General features: G+C 65.2%; 18 protein-coding genes. 9 read left to right on the top strand and 9 right to left on the bottom strand.

Annotated features, from left to right (window positions below):
- Positions 1 to 61: 61 nt before the first annotated feature.
- From EPD66_RS18325 to moaA, 3 genes are all read right to left on the bottom strand, one after another.
- The gene (locus tag EPD66_RS18325; RefSeq protein ID WP_255448567.1) at positions 62 to 1123 is read right to left on the bottom strand and encodes an AbrB family transcriptional regulator; all 1062 of its coding nucleotides are present in this window, start codon (positions 1121 to 1123) and stop codon (positions 62 to 64) included.
- Positions 1120 to 1887, bottom strand: a complete 768-nt coding sequence (locus EPD66_RS18320) for an NAD kinase (protein ID WP_142849961.1) — start codon at positions 1885 to 1887, stop codon at positions 1120 to 1122. The genes EPD66_RS18325 and EPD66_RS18320 overlap by 4 nt, the downstream gene beginning before the upstream one ends.
- Positions 1888 to 1977: 90 nt before the next feature.
- Positions 1978 to 2967, bottom strand: a complete 990-nt coding sequence (gene moaA / locus EPD66_RS18315; protein WP_221931026.1) for a GTP 3',8-cyclase MoaA — start codon at positions 2965 to 2967, stop codon at positions 1978 to 1980.
- A gap of 209 nt (positions 2968 to 3176) precedes the next feature.
- Here moaA and EPD66_RS18310 point away from each other — a divergent pair, with 209 nt between their 5' ends.
- Positions 3177 to 5216, top strand: coding sequence for an adenylate/guanylate cyclase domain-containing protein (locus EPD66_RS18310; protein WP_185961494.1), 2040 nt, complete (start codon positions 3177 to 3179; stop codon positions 5214 to 5216).
- Between the two features lie 6 nt (positions 5217 to 5222).
- On the opposite strand, the gene EPD66_RS18305 is transcribed toward EPD66_RS18310, so the two are convergent.
- Entirely contained in the window at positions 5223 to 5612 is a 390-nt protein-coding gene (locus EPD66_RS18305; RefSeq protein WP_370511897.1) for a winged helix-turn-helix domain-containing protein, read from the bottom strand.
- A 95-nt stretch (positions 5613 to 5707) separates the two neighbouring features.
- Complete coding sequence (locus tag EPD66_RS18300; RefSeq protein WP_142849958.1) at positions 5708 to 5899, bottom strand: DUF3553 domain-containing protein; 192 nt, start codon at positions 5897 to 5899, stop codon at positions 5708 to 5710.
- Between the two features lie 135 nt (positions 5900 to 6034).
- Between EPD66_RS18300 and EPD66_RS18295 the strand changes: the two genes are divergently transcribed.
- The 6 genes from EPD66_RS18295 to EPD66_RS18270 all read left to right on the top strand — a co-directional run bounded on the left by EPD66_RS18295 (position 6035) and on the right by EPD66_RS18270 (position 12556).
- A complete protein-coding gene (locus EPD66_RS18295; protein ID WP_185961493.1) occupies positions 6035 to 6661 on the top strand; it encodes a histidine phosphotransferase family protein in 627 nt (208 codons plus the stop codon).
- A gap of 120 nt (positions 6662 to 6781) precedes the next feature.
- Positions 6782 to 9535: a chemotaxis protein CheW gene (locus EPD66_RS18290; protein WP_142849956.1), complete on the top strand. Its 2754-nt coding sequence runs from the start codon at positions 6782 to 6784 to the stop codon at positions 9533 to 9535.
- Positions 9532 to 10017 carry a chemotaxis protein CheW gene (locus tag EPD66_RS18285; RefSeq protein ID WP_142849955.1) on the top strand — a complete coding sequence of 162 codons (486 nt, stop codon included), beginning with the start codon at positions 9532 to 9534 and terminating at the stop codon, positions 10015 to 10017. Before EPD66_RS18290 ends, EPD66_RS18285 begins: the two co-directional genes overlap by 4 nt.
- Before the next feature lie 77 nt (positions 10018 to 10094).
- Positions 10095 to 10460, top strand: coding sequence for a PleD family two-component system response regulator (locus EPD66_RS18280; protein ID WP_142849954.1), 366 nt, complete (start codon positions 10095 to 10097; stop codon positions 10458 to 10460).
- A 28-nt stretch (positions 10461 to 10488) separates the two neighbouring features.
- A complete protein-coding gene (locus EPD66_RS18275) occupies positions 10489 to 11664 on the top strand; it encodes a chemotaxis response regulator protein-glutamate methylesterase (RefSeq protein WP_255448566.1) in 1176 nt (391 codons plus the stop codon).
- Between the two features lie 4 nt (positions 11665 to 11668).
- On the top strand, positions 11669 to 12556 hold the full coding sequence (locus EPD66_RS18270) for a protein-glutamate O-methyltransferase CheR (protein ID WP_142849953.1): 888 nt from the start codon (positions 11669 to 11671) through the stop codon (positions 12554 to 12556).
- Positions 12557 to 12626: 70 nt separating this feature from the next.
- On the opposite strand, the gene ctrA is transcribed toward EPD66_RS18270, so the two are convergent.
- Positions 12627 to 13316, bottom strand: coding sequence for a response regulator transcription factor CtrA (gene ctrA / locus EPD66_RS18265; RefSeq protein ID WP_142849952.1), 690 nt, complete (start codon positions 13314 to 13316; stop codon positions 12627 to 12629).
- A 204-nt stretch (positions 13317 to 13520) separates the two neighbouring features.
- On the opposite strand from ctrA, the gene fliI reads away from it, so the two are divergent.
- Together fliI and EPD66_RS18255 are read left to right on the top strand one after the other, a co-directional pair.
- Positions 13521 to 14849, top strand: a complete 1329-nt coding sequence (gene fliI, locus EPD66_RS18260) for a flagellar protein export ATPase FliI (RefSeq protein ID WP_142849951.1) — start codon at positions 13521 to 13523, stop codon at positions 14847 to 14849.
- A 3-nt stretch (positions 14850 to 14852) separates the two neighbouring features.
- Entirely contained in the window at positions 14853 to 15278 is a 426-nt protein-coding gene (locus EPD66_RS18255; protein WP_142849950.1) for a flagellar FliJ family protein, read from the top strand.
- A gap of 236 nt (positions 15279 to 15514) precedes the next feature.
- Here EPD66_RS18255 and EPD66_RS18250 read toward each other — a convergent pair whose 3' ends face one another.
- From EPD66_RS18250 to EPD66_RS18240, 3 genes are read right to left on the bottom strand one after another with little or no spacing between them, the layout of a single operon-like run.
- On the bottom strand, positions 15515 to 15937 hold the full coding sequence (locus tag EPD66_RS18250) for a F0F1 ATP synthase subunit epsilon (protein ID WP_142849949.1): 423 nt from the start codon (positions 15935 to 15937) through the stop codon (positions 15515 to 15517).
- Between the two features lie 15 nt (positions 15938 to 15952).
- The gene (gene atpD, locus EPD66_RS18245; protein ID WP_142849948.1) at positions 15953 to 17374 is read right to left on the bottom strand and encodes a F0F1 ATP synthase subunit beta; all 1422 of its coding nucleotides are present in this window, start codon (positions 17372 to 17374) and stop codon (positions 15953 to 15955) included.
- 20 nt (positions 17375 to 17394) lie between these two features.
- Positions 17395 to 18279 carry a F0F1 ATP synthase subunit gamma gene (locus tag EPD66_RS18240; RefSeq protein ID WP_142849947.1) on the bottom strand — a complete coding sequence of 295 codons (885 nt, stop codon included), beginning with the start codon at positions 18277 to 18279 and terminating at the stop codon, positions 17395 to 17397.

The raw sequence follows: 18279 nt of genomic DNA, 5'->3' as shown, positions 1-18279 counted from the left end.
ACCTCATGCTGAGGAGCCGCGTCAGCGGCGTCTCGAAGCATGCGCCGACATACAGGTGCCCCTATCCCTTCTCCACCATCCCCAGCCGGGGTCCCAGCAGGCGGAACAGGGTCGGCGCGAGGAGTACCACCAGGACGATGCGGGCGAAGTGGTGGGTCGAGACGAAGGCGACGTCGGCCCCCAGCGCCAGGGAAATCAGGCACATTTCCGCCAGCCCGCCGGGCACGAAGGCCAGCAGCAGGGCGATGAAGGGCAGTTCGCCCAGCCAGACCAGCAGAGCGGTGAAGAGGAAGCTGAGGACCAGCAGGATCGTCGTGGCGCCGGTGGCGATGCGGAAGGTGTCGAGGATCTGGGAGAATTTCACGCCCGCGAAACGGCTGCCGATCGCCGCCCCCGTCACCACCTGGGCGATGGCGACCATTTCGGCAGGCGGATGGGAATCGGTCAGTCCGGCGATGTGGAAGGCAGCCGAAAGGATCATCGGCCCGGTCAGCGCCGCCGCAGGCAGGCGTACGATCTGCGCCGCCGTCACGCCGATCACGGCGCTGACGCCCAGGAAGGCGGCATCCTGCCAGGACAGGCCGAAGATGCTGCCCATCGCCTGGGTCATCTGGCCGCCTTCATAGCCGCCGAACAGGCGGAAGCCGATGGGCACCAGGAAGACGATCAGCAGGATTCGTAGGGCATGGTTGAGGGCGATGGTACGGTCGTCGCCGCCCATGGCCCCACCGGTCAGCACCATCTCGTTCAGGCCGCCCGGCGCCGCCGAGAAATAGGAGGTCACCGGCCCCCATCCCGCGACCCGGTGCAGATAGAGCATCACCAGCCCGGTCGAGACGAGCACGTAGAGGACCAGGCCCGAGAGCGACAGGATCCACTGCCCGGCCTGCTCGGCGATCTCGGGGGTGAAGGTCGACCCCAGCATCAGGCCCAGCACGCTGATCATCACCATGCGCAGGCGCGGCGAGACGGCGACCTTCAGCCCGCCCAGGGCAGCAGCGGTGGTGATGCACATGGCCCCCATCATCCAGGCCAGGGGCATGGTCGCCAGATGGAAGAGGAAACCGCCGATCCCGCCAAGGACGAGGGTGAAGGACCAAAGACGTAATTTTTCCATGGTCATGGCAGGAATTGCTCAGCGATGATTCGCTCCTCCAGGTTATGCTCGGGGTCGAAGAGCAGGGACAGGGCCTTGTCGCGCGCCTCGCGCACGGTCACCCGCGCGACGTCGCGGACTTCGGTGTAATCGGCCACCGCCGAAACCGGGCGCTTGGCCCCTTCCAGGATGGAGAATTCCACCGTCACCTTGTGGGACAGCAGCGCACCGCGCCAGCGGCGGGGGCGGAAGGCGGAAATCGGGGTCAGCGCCAGGACGCCCGCCCCCATGGGGACGATGGGGCCGTGGGCGGACAGGTTGTAGGCGGTCGAGCCGGCCGGCGTCGCCACCAGCACGCCGTCGCAGACCAGTTCCTCCATCCGCATCTTGCCGTCGATGCTGATGCGGATCTTGGCGGCCTGGCGGGTTTCACGCAGCAGCGAGACCTCGTTGATGGCAAGCGCCTCGTGCTCCTCGCCGTTCATGGTGAGGGTCTGCATGCGCAAAGGATGCAGTTGCACCGCCTCGGCGCGCTCCAGCCGTTCCATCAGCCCTTCCTCGGAATAGACGTTCATCAGGAAGCCCACCGTGCCCCGGTTCATGCCGTAGATGGGCACCTTGCGGTCGATATGGCGATGCAGGCATTCCAGCATGAAGCCGTCGCCGCCCAGCGCCACGATCACGTCGGCCTTTTCCGGCGGCGTGTGGCCATAGCGATGGCGCAGGCGGTTGAGGGCGGTCTGGGCGGGTTGGCCATCGGCGGCGACGAAGGCGACGGTCTCGAATTTCATGACCCACTCGAGGTGACGGAGGCCGGTGAGGATAACACAGCCCGGCAGCCGCGCCAGTCCCCCCGGGAGGAGGTGGCGGCTTTCGGCGCCTTAACCGCCGGTGACACTCATATGGCGCGCCACCGCGGGTTTGTTGAGGGTGCGGTCGATGACGAAGTCGTGACCCTTGGGCTTGCGGGCGATGGCGTCGAGCACCGCCTGGGTGATCAGCTCGTCGCTTTCGCTGGCGCGCAGGGGCGCGCGCAGGTCGGCGGCATCCTCCTGGCCCAGGCACATGTAAAGCGTGCCGGTGCAGGTGACGCGCACGCGGTTGCAGCTTTCGCAGAAGTTATGCGTCATGGGCGTGATGAAGCCCAGGCGCTGGCCGGTTTCGGCCACCTCGACATAGCGCGCCGGGCCGCCGGTGCGGTGGCTGGACTCGCGCAGGGTCCAGCGTTGCTCCAACTGGGCGCGGACCTGGGACAGCGGCAGGTACTGGTCGGTGCGGTCGCCGTCGATGTCGCCCAGCGGCATGGTCTCGATCAGCGTCAGGTCGAAGCCGTGCTCGCCGCAGAACTCCAGCAGCCGGTCGTATTCGTCCTCGTTGACGCCCTTCAGCGCCACGGTGTTCAGCTTGACCTTCAGCCCCGCCGCCTTGGCCGCCATCAGGCCGTCCATCACCTTGGCGATGTCGCCCCAGCGGGTGATGGACTTGAACTTGGCCGGGTCCAGCGTATCCAGCGAGACGTTGATCCGGCGCACTCCGGCCGCGAACAGCTCGTCGGCATATTTGGCGAGTTGCGTGCCGTTGGTGGTCAGCGTCAGCTCTTCCAGCCCGCCCTTGCCGATCTGGGCGCCCAGATTGCGGATCAGGCTCATGATATTGCGCCGGACCAGCGGTTCGCCCCCGGTCAGACGCAGCTTCCGGACACCCAGCCGGATGAAGGCGTTGCACAGCCTTTCCAGCTCTTCCAGGCTGAGGATGTCGGCCTTGGGCAGGAAGGTCATGTCCTCGGCCATGCAATAGACGCAGCGCAGATCGCAGCGATCGGTCACCGAGACGCGCAGATAGGTGACGCTTCGGCCGAAAGGATCGATCATGTCTGGTCCTGCTCCCTCTCTGGGCATCGTTGTTTCTTCGTGAATATAGCGATTGATACCATATTTGGGCTAAGAATCGTCCTGAAAAAGCCTCGTACCATGGTCGCATGGCGAATACCGGAAATTCGCTGTGTCCTGCCGGAATTGATCGGGATGGCGTTTTCGCCGAGGATGCCTTCTTTCGGTCAACCGGCGGAGCCTGCCCTTCCATGAAAATGCCTTTTCGCAGCCGCGTGCCGGATCGCCCGGGCAATGAGGAGGGCTGGGTCGCGGAACTGCGCGAGCAGATCGCCGAGGGCCAGTATTTCCTTGCCTTCGACAGCTATCGCGAGGCCATCGCCACCTATCCCGACAGTTTGCCTCTGTCTCTCCTGGGCGTCCTGGCGCTGCTGCGAGGCGGAGCGGTGGAGGAGGCCCTGCGCCTGCTCGATCCGCTGGAAGGGCGCCTTGCCACGCGGACGATCCGTTCCCGCAGGCTGGTCCAGGCCATCCAGGCCGTCGTTGCCGGCAAGACCGAAGCCGCCGATGCCTTGCTGGCCGAGATCCGTCAGGGGGTGCGCGGCGACCTGGGTCAGCTCGATGATCAGGAAACTTTGCGCCTTGCGGTCCAGCTTCATACGGAAATCTGGGCGCGTGTCGGCGGCGAAACGATCCTCGCCCATGCCTATGATCTGGCGGACGAGGCCTTCGCGCTGAGCGGACGGGCCGACGACGGCTTGGCCGCCGCATCGCTGGCGGCGCTGCGCGGCGAAGGGGAGCAGGCGCGGAAACGGGCGGCGGAGGTCGCCGCTTTGTGCCAAGGCGGCGAAGACATGGACCGCGAGCGGCTGCTGATCCTGGGGCAGGCGGCGATCCTGCTGGGCGATGCGGGCCTGAGCGAGGATGCCTTCCGCCGCGCCGTCACCCTTCATCCCCGCCATTATCCCAGCATCGTCCGCATCCTGCGTCATCTGGAAACGCTGGCGCAGGCGGGATATGCGATTCCCGCTCCCGTGCGCTCTTTGCTGCGCCCGCCCCGCACCGTGATCTTCGGCGGACAATCGCTCGATCATCCGGGCATGACGGAACCGTGCTTCCCGCCGGAAATCGAGGCCGATCTGGCATCCGTCATCGCGCAGCGCCTGGACGACCTGGATGCCGAGGTCGGCTATTGCTCCGCCGGCGCCGGATCGGACTTGCTGTTCATCGAGGCGATGCTGAACCGGGGGGCGGAGGTGCATATTTCCCTGCCCTTCGCCGTGGAGGATTTCGTCGCCCATCGCGTCGCCTATGCGGGACCGCGCTGGGAAAGGCGGTTCCGCAACGCCCTGCGTCTTGCCACTTCCGTCAGTTTCGCCACGGAAGAGCGCTATCTCGGTCATGACGTGCTGTTCCGCTTCAACAATTACCTGATCGAAGGGATGGCGCAGTTGCAGGGCGAGTTCCATCTGTCGGAGCCGCATCTGATGGTGACGCTGGACTATCTGGCGGAAAGCGGCGCCGGAACGGTGGCCGACTTCATGGATGCCTGGCCCGACATCACGCGGCTGCATGTGATCGACTTGGAGGAATTGCGCGAGGCACGGGCCTCGGCGCCGCCATCCGCCCCGGCCTTGTTCCAGCCTTCCGTCCGTCCGCCGCCGAAGCCGCAGGCGCTGGAACCCGAGCGGGTGATCCGTACCATGCTGTTCGCCGATATCGTCGGCTACAGCAAGCTGTCGGAGGCCGATCTGCCTGCGCTGTGGCGGGGGCTGGAGGGCGTGCGGGCCAAGATGGAGGGGCGCCACAAACCGCTGCGCCTGCTCGAATCCTGGGGCGACGCGCTCTATGCGGTGATGGATAGCAGCCAGGACATGCTGGATTACGCCTTCGCCCTGCTGGAGGCCATCGAGGCGATGGAGCCGGGGGAGAGCGGCCTGTCGCGGCGAATCCAATTGCGGGTCGGGCTTCATGCCGGGCCGGTCTTCGAGGGGGTTCATCCGCTTTCGGGCCGGACCATCGTTTATGGCAGCCATGTCAGCCGCGCCGCGCGGATCGAGCCGATTTCCCTGCCGGGCCATATCTATGCCTCGCAGCAATTCGTCGGCATGCTGAAAAGCGAGGAGAACTCGGCCCGCCATTTCGCCGATTCGACCGGGCGGAGCTATGCCCGGCGCTTTACCTGCGAATATCTGGGATCGCTGTCCCTCGCTAAGAATTACGGGCGCCAGCCGGTCTATCATATCCGCAAGCGGGACGACGCTCCGCCGTCGGGCCGTGCCCCGTCCTGACCGGCCTCAGTCGCATTCCTCGCTTTCCGGCGCGTCGCAGGTCGGCGGGTCGGGGCGCAGGAATTGCGCGAAGTCGCGCAGGTCCTCGTCGATGGCGCGGCGGGCCTTTTCTTCCAGGGCGCGGTAGCGGGCCAGGACTTCGCGGCCATGGGGGGTGAGGGTGGCGCCGCCGCCGCCCTTGCCGCCCGCCGCCGTCTCGACCATGGGGTCGCGGAAGGCGGCGTTGATGCGGTCCACCAGCAGCCAGGCCCGGCGATAGCTCATGCCCATCTCGCGCGCCGCCCCGGAGATCGAGCCGCTACGGCCGATGGCTTCCAGCAGCGCCGCCTTGCCCGGACCGAGCGCGGTTACTTCGCCGATCAGCAGCCGGATCATGGGTTTGGCGTCGCTCTTCACTCAAAGGTCGTCCTGCTTGATGCCGTTCCCCCATAAAGGCGGCGAGGCGGAGGGCTTGTCAATGCCGGGAAAGAAGGGGCGGGAAAGGCCGAAGGTCAGAAGGAGGCGGGCGGACGCGCTTCCTCGACCACGTCCAGGCTGACCACCTCGATATTGATGGTCTGCTTGCCGGCATGTTCGAAATTGACGGTGACGCGATTGCCGATGGCCGATTGCACCTGGCCCAGCCCCCAATCCGGCTGGGCGGGATGACGGACGATGGTTCCCGGGACGAGGTCGTGCAGCATGACGGGGACTCCTGCAACGTTAGGGTGGAATGCCTTGGCCCGATGGCAAAGCATCGGGCGAAAAGGGTTTCCCCCATCTGTGTGATGCCTGTAACTTGGGGGGAAAAGCAGAAAGCATCCAGGGAAAACACAGCCATGTCCGATGCGGACGACATCCTCAACCTGGCCGAATTGCTCTGCGCTAGGCTTTGCCACGACCTGTCCGGCCCGCTGGGGGCGGTCTCCGCCGGTGCCGAACTGCTGGGCGAAGGCGGCGAGGGGGATGCGGAAAGCCTGGAGCTTCTGGCCGCCAGCGCCCGGTCGGCGGCGCTGCGCCTGAAATATCTGCGGGATGCCTTCGGCCCCGGAACCCAGCCCGCGGGCTGCGGAACGCTGGCCGGCAAGCTGCGCGGCTGGCTGGGGGATGGTTCCGGCGCGGGCGGCATCGTCCTGGACTGGCCGGACCTGCGGCCCGATCAGGAGGTGCCCGCCGATCTCGGGCGGCTGATCCTCAATCTCGGCGTCCTGGCCCGCGATTGCCTGCCGCGCGGCGGACGGGTCTCGCTGTCGGGCGATGTTTCCGGGGATTTCGAGATGCTGGTGGAAGGCCCCAACCTGCGCGTGGGCGAGGCGATCGCCGCCGCCGGGGAAGCCAAGGTCGAGAGCGCCCGCGCTGCGCAAGGCCGCCTGACGGCGCTGCTGGCCGCGCGGCTGGGGAGGAAACTGGCCGCCGTTTCCGAGCCGGATCGCCTGACCCTGACGATCAGGACTAAAGATCTATGATCATTTGCGTAGGGCACTACTTCCGATGGGCGTGGGGACGTGCTATCAATTAGGTAAGCTATTCTAAGATAGGCTGGCCTCAGGCCGGTTTCATTGTGCGGGTCAAACTGGAGCGTCGAGATGGACGACTTGCTGAGCGAATTTTTGACAGAGACCGCCGAGAGTTTGGCGACTCTCGACGTGGAACTCGTCAATCTCGAGCAGAATCCCAACGACCCGAAAATTCTGCAGAACATCTTCCGCTTGGTGCATACCATCAAGGGAACCTGCGGTTTTCTCGGGTTGCCGCGTCTGGAAACGGTTGCCCACGCAGCCGAGAACGTGTTGGGCAAGTTCCGCGATGGTGACCTTGAGGTGACCCCGGATGCGGTGACGTTGATCCTCAATTCGATCGACCGCATCAAGGAGATCCTGGGCCATCTCGAACAGACCGAAGCCGAGCCCGAGGGCAATGACGCCGACCTGATCGAGCGCCTGAACGCCATGGCCGAGGGCCGGGCCGCCCCGGCGGCTTCCTCCGGCGAAAGCGATGCGCCCCCGGCTCCGCCCGGTCCCGGCGAGGCGGACAATCCCGCCGACGACGCGCCGTCTTGGCCGGTCGCCGCCGAGCTGGAAGCGGAATTCGCCGAGCTGCTGGGCAAGAACGACAAGCCCGCCGCGCCGTCCGTGCCCGCTTCCGTCCCCTCCACTCCGGCGCCTGCCCCGGCCACCGCCGTCCAGCCGGTCGAGGAAAAGCCCGCCGCCGTTCCCGCTGCGCCGAAGGCCGAGGCCAAGGCTCCGGCCGCCTCCGCCGCTCCGGTCGGCGAAGCCAAGGAATCGGTCGCCAACCAGTCCATCCGCGTCAATGTCGAGCTGCTCGAAAACCTGATGACGCTGGTTTCGGAACTGGTGCTGACCCGCAACCAGCTTCTGCAGATGGTGCGCGGCAAGGATGACAGCGAATTCGCCACGCCGCTGCAGCGCCTGAGCCACATCACCACCGACCTGCAGGAAGGCGTGATGAAGACGCGCATGCAGCCCATCGGCAATGCCTGGGCCAAGCTGCCGCGTATCGTCCGCGACCTGTCGCTGGAAATGGGCAAGAAGATCGACCTCCAGATGATCGGCGCCGAGACCGAACTCGACCGTCAGGTGCTGGAACTGATCAAGGACCCGCTGACCCATATGGTGCGCAACTCCGCCGACCATGGCCTGGAAGGGCCGGAGGAACGGCGCGCCGCAGGCAAGCCCGAAGTCGGCAAGGTCGTGCTGAACGCCTATCACGAGGGCGGTCACATCATCATCGAGATTTCCGATGACGGACGCGGTCTGAACCTCGCCAAGATCCGCGCCAAGGCCATCGCCAATGGCCTGGTCAGCGAGGCCGAGGCCGACGCGATGACCGAGCAGCAGATCGCCCAGTTCATCTTCCGCGCCGGCCTGTCCACCGCCGAAAAGGTCACCTCGGTCTCTGGGCGCGGCGTCGGCATGGACGTGGTGCGCTCGAATATCGAGAAGATCGGCGGCACCATCGAGCTGAAGACGGCCCTGGGCAAGGGTTCGACCTTCACCATCAAGATCCCGCTGACGCTCGCCATCGTCTCGGCCCTGATCGTGGAATGCTCGAACGAACGCTTCGCCATTCCGCAGATCAGCGTGCTGGAACTGGTGCGCGTCACGCCCAATTCCGAACACAAGATCGAGGTCATCAACAGCGCCCCGGTCCTGCGCCTGCGCGACCGCCTGCTGCCGCTGGTGTCGCTCAAGAAGCTGCTGCGCCTGGAAGAGGGCGAGGACGAACGGTCCGAGACCTTCATCGTCATCACCCAGGTCGGCACCTACACCTTCGGCATCATCGTCGACCGCGTCTTCGATACCGAGGAAATCGTGGTCAAGCCGGTGGCGCCGATCCTGCGCCACATCACCATGTTCTCGGGCAACACGATCCTGGGCGACGGCTCGGTGATCATGATCCTCGATCCCAATGGCATCGCCTCGGCGACGGGCGAGGCGGGCATGGCCGGCGCCACCCAGGCCGCCGATTCCAAGGCCGCCCGCGTGGATGCCAACGAGCGTACCTCGCTGCTGGTCTTCCGCGACGGCACCGGCGACGACCTCAAGGCCGTGCCGCTGGCCCTGGTGGCCCGCCTGGAAGAGATCGACCTGGCGCAGATCGAGCATTCCCACGGCAAGCCGGTGGTGCAGTATCGCGGCCATCTCATGCCGCTGGTCGCCATCGACCCGCATATGGATCTCGGCAAGGAAGGCCGCCAGCCGGTCCTGGTCTTCTCCGACCGCGACCGCAGCATGGGTCTGGTGGTCGAGGAAATCGTCGATATCGTCGAGGAGCATCTGAAGGTCGAACTGGCGGTGGACCAGCCGGGCCTGATCGGCACCGCCGTCATCTCGGGCAAGGCCACCGATCTGATCGATGCCGGCTACTACCTGACCCAGGCTTTCGGCGACTGGTTCGGCACGCAGGAAGAGCCCTCCTTCGACAACGAGGACGGGTCCCAGCGCCGGGTGCTGCTGGTCGACGACAGCCCGTTCTTCCGCAACCTGCTGACGCCGCTTCTGTCGGTCGCCGGTTATGACGTCACCGCCGTGGACAGCGCCGACAAGGCCCTGGCCCTGCGCGATACCGGCCGGGAATTCGATATCATCATCAGCGATATCGAAATGCCGGGCCTGAGCGGCTTCGACTTCGCGACCGCCGTCCGCAGCGAAGGCCCCTGGCGGCAGGTGCCGATGGTGGCGCTGTCCTCGCACGCCACGGAACGGGATTTCGAACGGGGCCGTCAGGTCGGCTTCAACGACTATGTCGCCAAGTTCGACCGTGACGCCCTGCTCGAGACGCTGATGCAGACGCTTGCTGCCGCTGAAGGTGCCGCATGAACCAGATCGTTGCCCGTGGACGTGATTCCCAGGAAGTCCTGGCCGCCGAGACCCAGGATTACGTGACCATGTTTATCGAGGGTCAGCTTTTCGGTATTCCGGTGCTGACCGTCCAGGATGTCCTCGGCGCCCAGAAGATCACCCGCATTCCGCTCGCGCCGCGGGAGGTTGCCGGATCGCTCAACCTGCGCGGCCGCATCGTCACCGCCATCGACGTGCGCCTGCGCCTCGGCCTCGCCCCCCGTCCCGAGGGCGAGCAGCCGATGAGCGTGGTGGTGGAACTGGGTGGCGAGCTCTACAGCCTGATGGTCGATTCCGTGGGCGAGGTGCTGAGCCTGCCTTCCGCCGGTTTCGAGCGCAATCCGCCGACCCTCGATCCGCTGTGGCGGGAATTCTCGGCCGGTATCTTCCGCCTTCAGGGCAAGCTGCTCGTCGTGCTTGACGTGATGCGGCTTTTGGAATTTACCAGGCAGGAAGCCTGAGAAACGATGTCTGGCGGGCCCGGCAAAACGGCGCCCGCCTTTCTCGCCCATCCATCCGAAGCGAGCGAAGTGTCGGCATGAAGTCCTGTCTGATCGTAGACGATTCCAAGGTCATCCGTATGGTGGCCAAGAAAATCCTCACTGAGCTGAGCTTTGCGACCGTCGAGGCGGAAGACGGCCAGGTAGCGCTGGATGCCTGCAAGAAGGCGATGCCCGATGCGGTTCTGCTGGATTGGAACATGCCGGTGATGAACGGCATCGACTTCCTGCGCGAGCTGCGCAAGCTGCCCGAGGGCGGCAAGCCCGTCGTGGTCTTCTGCACCACGGAAAACGATATCGAACATATTCAAGAAGCCATTTCGGCCGGGGCCAACGAATACATCATGAAGCCCTTCGACAGCGAGATCCTGCAGACGAAATTCGCTCAGGTCGGACTGCTCTAGGCGAATGATTGGCACCGGCACGGTAAAAATGGCCTCCTCTGATCCTGTCCGCGTCATGGTGGTTGACGATTCCGCCGTGGTGCGCGGATTGATTACCCGCATGCTTGAAGAAGACCCCGGCATTTCGGTGGTCGCTTCGGTCGGCAACGGCCAGATGGCGCTCAATGCGCTGGAGCGGCACAGCGTCGAGGTGGTTCTCCTCGATATCGAAATGCCGATCATGGACGGCATGACGGCCTTGCCCAAGCTGTTGCAGGTGAATCGCAACCTGCAGATCATCATGGCCTCGACCCTGACCCTGAAGAATGCCGATATCAGCATGCGGGCGCTCGAGGCCGGGGCTGCGGACTATATTCCCAAGCCAACTTCCACCCGTGAGATGACCGGCGGGGGCATGGACTTCAAGCAGGAGCTGATCGGCAAGGTCAAGGCCCTGGCCCAGCGCTATCGCACGGCGACGGGCGGCAACCGCGCCGCCCCATCCGCTGGACAGCCCGTTGCCGAACGTTCCGCGCCGTCCGGTGCCGCGCCCGCCGCCCGTCCGGCCGCGCCGCGCCCGACCACTGCCGCGCCGGGCAAGGTGGCGATTCATCCCCCCGGCCCGATCAGCCTGCGCCAGCCCTCTTCCGATGCGCCGGACGTGCTGGCCATCGGCAGTTCCACCGGCGGCCCGCAGGCACTGTTCGCCGTACTGTCGGGCCTGAAGGGCCTGCGCCAGCCGATCCTGATCACCCAGCACATGCCGGCCACCTTCACCACCATCCTGGCCGAGCATATCAGCCGGATTTCCGGCATTCCCGCCGCCGAAGGCAAGGATGGGGAGAAGATCCAGGGCGGCCGCATCTATGTGGCGCCCGGGGATTATCACATGGTCGTCGAGTCCAAGGGGACGGACAAGATCCTGCGGCTGAACCAGAATCCGCCGGAAAATTTCTGCCGTCCCTCGGTCGATCCCATGTTCCGCAGCGTGTCCGCCGCCTGGGGGCGGCGCGTCCTGTCCCTGGTGCTGACCGGCATGGGGCATGACGGCCTGAAAGGCGGCCAGGCCATCGTCGCCGCCGGCGGAACCGTCGTCGCCCAGGACGAAGCCACCAGTGTGGTCTGGGGCATGCCCGGTGCCGTGGCCACCGCCGGCATCTGCAGCGCGGTGCTGCCCTTGCCCGAGATTGCTCCTTACATCCAAAAGCTGGCGATGAGGCGCTAGAATCATGCGTCCGGAAGATTTCGACTACATCGCCAAGATGCTCAAGGAGCGTTCCGGCCTGATCGTGACTCCCGACAAGGCCTATCTGCTGGATTCGCGCCTGATGCCGATCGCGCGCAAGCGCGGCATGAAGGATCTGACCGAGCTGATCGGCGTCCTGCGCAACCGCGACGAGGTCCTGGCGCGCGAGGTGACGGAAGCGATGACGACCAACGAGTCGTTCTTCTTCCGCGACATCAAGCCCTTCGACCAGTTCCGCGATATCGTCCTGCCGCAGATGATGCAGGCGCGGGCGGCGAAGAAGAGCCTGCGCATCTGGTCGGCGGCGTCCTCCAGCGGCCAGGAACCCTATTCCCTGGCCATGATCCTGAAGGAACAATCGGCCAAGCTGGCGGGGTGGCGGATCGAGATCGTCGCCACCGACATCTCCACCGAGATGCTGGAGAAGGCCAAGGCCGGTCTGTATTCCCAGTTCGAGGTGCAGCGCGGCCTGCCCATCCAGCTTCTGGTGAAATATTTCCAGAAGCGCGAGGAAAGCTGGCAGATCGATGCCTCGATCCGCGCCATGGTGCAGTTCCGCGAATGGAACCTGCTCAACGACCTCAAGGGGCTGGGGCAGTTCGACATCGTCTTCTGCCGCAACGTGCTGATCTATTTCGACCAGCCGACCAAGACCCGCGTTCTCGACAATATCGCCCGCCAGATGCCCGATGACGGCATCCTCTATCTGGGCGGCGCCGAGACGGTGCTGGGCGTCTCCGAGGCCTTCAAGCCCATCCCCAACCAGCGCGGCATCTATGCCGTCAACCGAGCCGGCATCGGCAAGGCCCCGCAAGGGCTGGCGACGGCGACCGCCGCGCCCTACAAGCCCGCGGCCCCCGCCGGGCGCTGACCGGGGCGAGGCGGATAAAGAAAAAGGCGGCTTTCGGGGCCGCCTTTTTCTTTGGGTGAAGGAGGGTGGGTCAGTTCACGTCGTTTTCGGGATCGCGCAGCACATAGCCGCGGCCCCAGACCGTCTCGATATAATTCTCGCCGCCGGTGGCGTTGGCGAGCTTCTTGCGCAGCTTGCAGATGAAGACGTCGATGATCTTCAGCTCCGGCTCGTCGATGCCGCCATAGAGGTGGTTGAGGAATTGTTCCTTAGTCAGGGTCTGGCCCTTGCGCAGGGACAGCAATTCGATGATGCCGTATTCCTTGGCGGTCAGGTGCAGCGGCACGCCGGCCACGTCCACGGCGCGGTTGTCCAGGTTGACCGTCAGGCTGCCGGTGCGGATGACCGAATGGGCATGGCCCTTGGAGCGGCGGACGATGGCCTGGATGCGGGCCACCAGCTCGGCGCGGTCGAAGGGCTTGGTCAGGTAGTCGTCGGCCCCGAAGCCCAGTCCCTTGACCTTCTTTTCCGGCTCGGTGAGGCCGGAAAGGATCAGCACCGGCGTATCGACGCGCGAGGCGCGCAGGCGGCGCAGGACCTCGTAGCCGTCAATATCGGGCAGCATGAGGTCGAGGAGGATGAGGTCGTAGTCATAGATCTTGCCGATTTCCAGCCCGTCTTCGCCGAGGCTGGTGGAATCGACGACCATGCCCTCATTCCGCAGCATCAGCTCGACGCCTTTGGCGACCATCTGATCGTCCTCGACCATGAGAATTCGCATAGGAGATACCCGTTCTATTGACGACGTGGTAACTAGTGCAGGAGTAAGTATTGACGTCGTGGTAACCATATGTGGGTATGCTCTTGGTCGCAACCCGTGAAGCGCTTGGTTCACACACAATTAAGGATAAGTTCCAGGCTGTTCCTTTGATGTTCCAGACTTGTTCTGGATGGGCGGCGGGAATGACTTGGCTGAGGGGCAGGGATGAGCATTCAGATTCGTAACCTCCTCAACGAGATCGACCGGCTTCCCGGGCATCGGGTGTTCGGCCGCGTCAGCGGCGTGCAGGGCATGCTGGTCGAGGCCGGTGGCGTGCAACGCAGCCTGTCGGTGGGGGATCGCTGCCAGATCGTGGCGCGCGGCGAGCGGCGGGTGACCTGCGAGGTGGTGGGCTTCCGCGACGGACGGGCGCTGCTGATGCCCTATTCCTCGATCGACGGCATCGGCCTGGGTTGCCGCACCGAGGTCTGCGACGGCGAAGCGGTGCTCTATCCCGAACGCTCCTGGCTGGGCCGGGTCATCGACGCCATGGGCGAGCCGATCGACGGGCAGGGGCTGCTGGAGACGGGTCCCCGCGCCTATCCGGTACGCAACCAGCCGCCGCCGGCCCATGGCCGTGGCCGCGTGGCAGGCAAGGTGGATCTGGGCGTGCGGGCGGTCAATGCCTTCCTGACCTGCTGCCAGGGCCAGCGCATGGGCATCTTCGCCGGGTCCGGCGTGGGAAAATCCTCGCTGCTGTCGATGATGGCGCGCCAGACCTCGGCGGACGTCAATGTCATCGGCCTGATCGGCGAGCGCGGCCGCGAGGCGCGCGAATTCATCGAGGACGATCTCGGCCCCGAAGGCATGGCGAAGAGCGTGGTGGTGGTCTCCACCTCCGACGAATCGCCGCTGATGCGCCGCCAGGCGGCCTATGTCACCCTGACCGTGGCCGAATATTTCCGTGATCTCGGCCTGAACGTGCTGTGCATGATGGACAGCGTGACCCGCTTCGCCATGGCCCAGCGCGAGATCAGCCTGTCGGTGGGGGAACCGCCGGCCAGCAAGGGCTATACGCCGACCGTCTTTGCCGAACTGCCCCGCCTGCTGGAACGCGCCGGGCCGGGGCCGGGCGGCAAGGGCAACATCACCGGCCTGTTCACGGTGCTGGTCGATGGCGACGACCATAACGAACCCATCGCCGATGCCGTGCGCTCAATCCTGGACGGCCATATCGTTCTGGACCGCGCCATCGCCGAGCGTGGCCGCTATCCCGCCGTCAACATCCTGCGCAGCGTCTCGCGCACCATGCCGGGCTGCAACAGCGACGAGGAAAACCGGATCGTCAGCCGCGCCCGCCAACTGATCTCGACCTACGAGGACATGGCCGAACTGATCCGCCTGGGCGCCTATCGCCGGGGCAGCGATCCGGCGGTGGACGAGGCGATCCACTACTATCCCCAGATCGAGGCCTTCCTGGCCCAGCGCAAGGACGAGGATGGCGCCGATCTCGCCAGCTGCTACATCCAGCTGGCCCAGATCCTGGGAATGTAAGCGGTGGCGCGGAAGGACCTCCATTCGCTGCTTCGCCTCTCCCGCTGGGAAGTGGACGAGGCGCGCCGCGCCCTGGGAGCCTTGCTCAGCCGCGAAGAGGAGATCCAGGCCTATATCGCCGCCCTGGACGAGGAAGTCGTGCAGGAGCGGAAGCAGGCGGCGCAGGACGTGCTCGCCGCCGGTCCGACCTTCACCCATTACCTCCAGCATTGGCGCCAGCGCCGCAGCGAGGCCGAGCAGGCGATGGAGGAACTCTCCCGCCAAATCGCCGAGGCCCAGGAAGCCCTGGCCGAAGCCTACCGCCAGCAGAAGACCTATGAGCTGGCCCAGAAATCCCGCGACGAGCACCGCCGCCGCGAGGAAGACCAGCGGGAACAGCAATTCCTCGACGAGATCGCGCAGAACAGCTATCTGCGCAACAAGGAATGATGGCGAGGGGGGCTTCGGCCCAAGCTATTGAAATAGCTTTATCCTGATCGGATTCGGCTTCTTGGCGTCCTTGGTGCCTTGGTGGTTTCTTCAGCCGCAGAGGGCCACCAAGACACTAAGACACAAAGGCTTTTGATGCGGGGGGGAAGGGGCTGTCCCATAGGGGGCACGGTATAAAGCAACAGGGCCGGTTCCTTGCGGAACCGGCCCTGCTTTTTCAGCACATCACCGTGATGTCAGTGTGCTGCGGGCTGACCGCCCGAGAGGGCGGCCTGCATGGCGACGGCGACATCGTGGGCCCGCTTCGCCTGGGCGCGGGCCTGGTCGGTTTCGGCGGCCTGAAGCGCCTCTTCGGCGGCCTTCAGGCGAGCTGCGGCGTCTTCGGCCTTCAGCTCGGAAACCGGCACGGCTTCTTCGGCGAGGACGGTGCAGCGCTCTTCGTTCACTTCGGCGAAACCGCCCGCGACGAAGATGCGGTTGCGGATATTACCGCCTTCGTAGATGTCGATGATGCCGGGCCGCAGCGTGGCGATCATCGGCGAGTGACGGGGCAGGGCGCCGAAATCGCCCTCGCTGCCGGGAACGGTGACCATTTCGGCCGGTTCCGACACCAGGAGCTTTTCCGGCGATACCAATTCGAACTGGAGCGTCTCAGCCATGGTTCAGTGCCTTTCTCAGGCGGCCTCGGCCAGCTTCTTGGCCTTCTCGACCGCTTCCTCGATGGTGCCGACCATGTAGAAGGCGGCTTCGGGGAGATGGTCGTATTCGCCGTCGACGATGCCCTTGAAGCCCTTGATGGTGTCTTCCAGGGAAACCAGCTTGCCCGGCGTGCCGGTGAAGACTTCGGCGACGTGGAAGGGCTGGGACAGGAAGCGCTGGATCTTGCGGGCGCGGGCCACGATCAGCTTGTCTTCTTCCGACAGTTCGTCCATGCCCAGGATGGCGATGATGTCCTGCAGCGACTTGTAGGTCTGCAGCACTTCCTGGACGCGGCGGGCGACGGTGTAGTGCTCTTCACCGACGATGCGCGGATCAAGCGCACGGCTGGTGGAGTCGAGCGGGTCGACCGCCGGGAAGATGGCCTGCTCGGCGATGGCACGGTTGAGCACCGTGGTGGCGTCCAAGTGGGCGAAGGAGGTGGCCGGAGCGGGGTCGGTCAAGTCGTCGGCGGGGACGTAGATGGCCTGCACCGAGGTGATCGAACCCTTCTTGGTCGAGGTGATGCGTTCCTGCATCGCGCCCATGTCGGTCGACAGGGTCGGCTGATAGCCCACGGCCGAGGGGATACGGCCCAGCAGCGCCGACACTTCCGAACCCGCCTGGGTGAAGCGGAAGATGTTGTCGACGAAGAACAGCACGTCCTGGCCTTCCTGGTCGCGGAAGTATTCGGCGACGGTCAGGCCGGTCAGGGCGACGCGGGCACGGGCGCCCGGCGGTTCGTTCATCTGGCCGTAGATCAGGGCGACCTTCGAGCCTTCGCCGTCCAGCTTGATGACGCCGGAATCGATCATCTCGTGGTAAAGGTCGTTGCCCTCGCGGGTACGCTCGCCGACGCCGGCGAAGACGGACACGCCGCCATGGGCCTTGGCGATGTTGTTGATCAGTTCCTGAATGGTCACGGTCTTGCCGACGCCGGCGCCGCCGAACAGGCCGATCTTACCGCCCTTCACGTAGGGAGCCAGCAGGTCGATGACCTTGATGCCGGTGACCAGGATCTCGGCTTCGGTGGACTGCTCGGTGAATTCCGGCGCATCGGCGTGGATCGAAGCCGTCTGCTTGGCATTGATCGGGCCGCGCTCGTCGATCGGCTCGCCGATGACGTTCAGGATGCGGCCCAGGGTCTCGGGGCCGACCGGCACCTGGATCGGCGCGCCGGTGTCGACCACTTCCTGGCCGCGGGTCAGGCCGTCCGTCGAGTCCATGGCGATGGTGCGGACGGTGTTCTCGCCCAGATGCTGCGCCACTTCGAGAACGAGGGTCTTGCCCTGGTTCTGGGTGTGCAGGGCGGAAAGGATGGCCGGCAGACCGGCATCGAAGCGCACGTCTACGACAGCGCCCAGAACCTGGGTAATCGTGCCGACGTTGTTGTTGCTCATGGCGTGCTCCTAGTTACCCGTCACAGCGCTTCGGCGCCGGAGATGATTTCGATCAGTTCCTTGGTGATCTGCGCCTGACGCGAACGGTTGTACTGGATGGTCAGACGGTCGATCATTTCGCCCGCGTTGCGGGTGGCGTTATCCATGGCGGTCATGCGGGCGCCCTGTTCGCTGGCGCTGCTTTCCAGCAGGGCGCGGAACACCTGCACGGCCATGTTGCGGGGCAGAAGCTCGTCGAGAATGCCTTCCTCGGAAGGTTCGAACTCGTAGAGCGCCTTGACCTCGCCGCCCTTCTCCTCGGAGACGGCCGGAACCGGGAACGGAACCAGCTGCTGCCGGGTAACTTCCTGCGAAATCGCGGAGCGGAAGCGGTTGTAGACGATGGTGCAGACGTCGAATTCGCCGGCTTCGAACATCGACGTGATCTTGGCGGCGATCTGGTCGGCATCGGCAAAGGACACGCCCTTGCGGCCGATGCCCTCGACCGATTCCGTGATCAGCTTGGCATGATCGCGGCGCAGGTTGTCGCGTCCCTTGCGGCCCACGGTCAGGACCTTGACGGTCTTGCCCTGGCGCTGCAGGTCGGCGATCAGCCGGCGCACATCACGGACGATGGAGCTGTTGAAACCACCGCACAGGCCGCGGTCGGAAGAGACGACGACCACCAGATGGACGTCGTCCTGACCGGTCCCGGCGAGCATCCTCGGCGCGCCTTGCTGGCCGGCAAGCGAGCCGGCCAGGGCACCAAGCATGCGCTCCATGCGCTCGGCGTAAGGCCGGGCGGCCTCGGCAGCCATCTGCGCGCGCCGCAGCTTCGACGCTGCGACCATTTTCATGGCCGACGTGATCTTGCGCGTCGATTTGACGCTCGTGATCCGTAGCCTTAGGTCCTTGAGGCTGGGCAT

Origin of the sequence: Telmatospirillum sp. J64-1, assembly GCF_006980715.1 — a bacterium.
Taxonomy (GTDB): domain Bacteria; phylum Pseudomonadota; class Alphaproteobacteria; order Rhodospirillales; family Magnetospirillaceae; genus Oleiliquidispirillum; species Oleiliquidispirillum nitrogeniifigens.
Note: the sequence above shows the minus strand (reverse complement) of the source record. Positions and strands in the feature narration are given on the sequence as shown.

Excerpts from the sequence above, each read along its gene's own strand:
- EPD66_RS18280 (WP_142849954.1), top strand. The coding sequence starts at position 10,095 with ATGAAGTCCTGTCTGATCGTAGACGATTCCAAGGTCATCCGTATGGTG.
- EPD66_RS18240 (WP_142849947.1), bottom strand. The coding sequence starts at position 18,279 with ATGCCCAGCCTCAAGGACCTAAGGCTACGGATCACGAGCGTCAAATCG.
- EPD66_RS18270 (WP_142849953.1), top strand. The coding sequence starts at position 11,669 with ATGCGTCCGGAAGATTTCGACTACATCGCCAAGATGCTCAAGGAGCGT.
- EPD66_RS18250 (WP_142849949.1), bottom strand. The coding sequence starts at position 15,937 with ATGGCTGAGACGCTCCAGTTCGAATTGGTATCGCCGGAAAAGCTCCTG.
- EPD66_RS18325 (WP_255448567.1), bottom strand. The coding sequence starts at position 1,123 with ATGACCATGGAAAAATTACGTCTTTGGTCCTTCACCCTCGTCCTTGGC.
- EPD66_RS18295 (WP_185961493.1), top strand. The coding sequence starts at position 6,035 with ATGTCCGATGCGGACGACATCCTCAACCTGGCCGAATTGCTCTGCGCT.
- moaA (WP_221931026.1), bottom strand. The coding sequence starts at position 2,967 with ATGATCGATCCTTTCGGCCGAAGCGTCACCTATCTGCGCGTCTCGGTG.
- EPD66_RS18320 (WP_142849961.1), bottom strand. The coding sequence starts at position 1,887 with ATGAAATTCGAGACCGTCGCCTTCGTCGCCGCCGATGGCCAACCCGCC.
- EPD66_RS18290 (WP_142849956.1), top strand. The coding sequence starts at position 6,782 with ATGGACGACTTGCTGAGCGAATTTTTGACAGAGACCGCCGAGAGTTTG.
- EPD66_RS18300 (WP_142849958.1), bottom strand. The coding sequence starts at position 5,899 with ATGCTGCACGACCTCGTCCCGGGAACCATCGTCCGTCATCCCGCCCAG.
- atpD (WP_142849948.1), bottom strand. The coding sequence starts at position 17,374 with ATGAGCAACAACAACGTCGGCACGATTACCCAGGTTCTGGGCGCTGTC.
- EPD66_RS18285 (WP_142849955.1), top strand. The coding sequence starts at position 9,532 with ATGAACCAGATCGTTGCCCGTGGACGTGATTCCCAGGAAGTCCTGGCC.
- EPD66_RS18310 (WP_185961494.1), top strand. The coding sequence starts at position 3,177 with ATGAAAATGCCTTTTCGCAGCCGCGTGCCGGATCGCCCGGGCAATGAG.
- EPD66_RS18275 (WP_255448566.1), top strand. The coding sequence starts at position 10,489 with ATGGCCTCCTCTGATCCTGTCCGCGTCATGGTGGTTGACGATTCCGCC.
- fliI (WP_142849951.1), top strand. The coding sequence starts at position 13,521 with ATGAGCATTCAGATTCGTAACCTCCTCAACGAGATCGACCGGCTTCCC.
- ctrA (WP_142849952.1), bottom strand. The coding sequence starts at position 13,316 with ATGCGAATTCTCATGGTCGAGGACGATCAGATGGTCGCCAAAGGCGTC.